3 protein-coding genes are annotated in these 1,913 nt (G+C 24.5%); 2 read left to right on the top strand and 1 reads right to left on the bottom strand.

What is annotated here, in order from left to right; genetic code table 11:
• Positions 1-1,060: toprim domain-containing protein (locus L8W64_RS08785; protein ID WP_263673539.1), on the top strand; the 1,060-nt coding region annotated here is incomplete at its 5' end.
• Positions 1,061-1,177: 117 nt separating this feature from the next.
• Positions 1,178-1,498, top strand: a complete 321-nt coding sequence (locus tag L8W64_RS08780; RefSeq protein ID WP_263673538.1) for a hypothetical protein — start codon at positions 1,178-1,180, stop codon at positions 1,496-1,498.
• A gap of 24 nt (positions 1,499-1,522) precedes the next feature.
• On the opposite strand, the gene L8W64_RS08775 is transcribed toward L8W64_RS08780, so the two are convergent.
• Entirely contained in the window at positions 1,523-1,825 is a 303-nt protein-coding gene (locus L8W64_RS08775) for an EexN family lipoprotein (protein ID WP_049984626.1), read from the bottom strand.
• Positions 1,826-1,913: the final 88 nt, after the last annotated feature.

The following is a 1,913-nucleotide window of genomic DNA, read 5'->3' as shown; positions in this document are numbered from 1 at the left end:
TTCAACCAACACCTCCCTAGCCCTTCAATCATTTAAAAAATCACTTGAAGAAGAAGGATTAATTATAGATAATTTACCTATTATGGATGGTAAAATTCATAGAGTAAAAACTACTAATGATAAAGGTAGAGAATTAAGTGGTGCTTATATTGGATATTTAAATAACAATTTTCCTGCAGGTTTTATACAAAATTTTAAAACAGGCATAAAGAAAAATTGGAAAATGCAAGTAGAAAAAAACTATAATGGTAATTTAAAAAGCTCTCAAGAATTACATAATCAAATAAAAAAAGATCAAGAGCTTAGAGAAAAAGAAATTTTAGCCTTACAAGAAAAAACTGCCTTAAAATTAGAAGATGAGTATAATAATGCAAGATGGGCTAATTCTAACCATGCTTACTTAAAGAAAAAAGGCTTTGATGAAAACTTTTATCTTAAACAAGATAAAATGGGTTCATTATTAATTCCTTTAAAAGATGAAAATGGAAAATTATGGTCACTTCAAAGAATATTTTCAAATGGAGATAAAATCATAGGGGTAATTAAAACTCAAGAAGAAAAAGATCAAGGTGTGGAATATCTTGCAAAAAAACAAGGTTGTTTTCATATTATAGGAGCTAAAACACTTCATAATTTAAAAGAATTTTATTTATGTGAAGGTTTTGCTACTGGTGCTACTTTGTATAAAGCTTTAAATAAACCTATCATTATGGCAGTAGATGCTGGTAATTTAGAAAGTGTGGTTAAAAAACTAAATACTCTCTATCCTGATAAAAATATCACAATATTTGCTGATAATGATGTAAAAAAAGAATTAAAAGGATTAGAAAATACAGGTAAAAAAACAGCTTTAGAAATTAAAGAAAAATATTCTAATGTTAGTGTAATTTTACCAAATTTTACACAAGAGCAAAGCTCTCAAGGTATGAGTGATTTTAATGATTTAATGCTTTTAAAAGGGTTAGAATTTGTAACAAAAGAAATTAAAATGCAGATGTTTAGGGGTAAAGTAGTATGCCTAAAAAAAGAAAATTCTGATAAAGAATTAACTAGGGATTAAAATCTCTAGTTAATATTTATATTAACTATTTATATCATATATTATTGATATTGGGTAGATATTTTATTTAATTTATAGTAAAATATCAAAAATATTTTCACATAAGGATAAAATGTTATGTTTAGTTTTTCACTTTTTGGGAAAAAGAAAGAAAATTTAGAAATTACAGCTGAAAAAAAGGGCAGTAAAATAACTCTACTTAAAGCTGATAAGGATAGTAAAATTATTGCCGATAACGCAACTATAATCATAAACAATTCTAGAAAAGATCTTGAAAATTTAGAAATTGGAGAAAGTAAAGATAATTCTGAAATAAGCATAAGTAATGCTAAAATCAATATTAATAATACTGATACTAATAAAAAAAAATTTAAAAAATTTAAAAAATTTATAGGAATAATATGTAAATTTATAGGAATAATAAAAACGAGTAGCTAAACACTACTCATTTTTCACTCCTATTTAGTCAAACAAAGCATCAGCTTCTTTATCATATTTTTTTCTAAGCTCGCCATAATCCAAAGGCTCTTTCCCCATTGATTTACCTATATCTGCTTTAAAAGCATTTTCACATTCTATATATTCTTTTGAAGTTTTATCTTTTAGTATAGAGTCTCTATTATCTTTACAATATTTTAAAGTATCTTTTAATTCTTTTTCATTTTTAACATCTTTAAAATATTCCATAGACTTAGGCTCTGATGAACAAGCACCTAAAAAAACAATAAGACTAAGAGAAGCTAACCCTAAAACTACTTTTTTCATTTTATATCCTTGATATATTTTTTAAATATGTTCGTTATATTTTAATGATATTGAAATTATATCTAAAAAATATTAATTAGATATAAAA

This window comes from Campylobacter sp. IFREMER_LSEM_CL1097, assembly GCF_025772225.1.
Classification (GTDB): domain Bacteria; phylum Campylobacterota; class Campylobacteria; order Campylobacterales; family Campylobacteraceae; genus Campylobacter_D; species Campylobacter_D lari_D.
This window is presented reverse-complemented; position numbering and strand designations above follow the sequence as displayed.

Bases quoted from the DNA above. Each gene is read 5' to 3' on its own strand.
- L8W64_RS08780 (WP_263673538.1), top strand. From the start codon at position 1,178: ATGTTTAGTTTTTCACTTTTTGGGAAAAAGAAAGAAAATTTAGAAATT.
- L8W64_RS08775 (WP_049984626.1), bottom strand. From the start codon at position 1,825: ATGAAAAAAGTAGTTTTAGGGTTAGCTTCTCTTAGTCTTATTGTTTTT.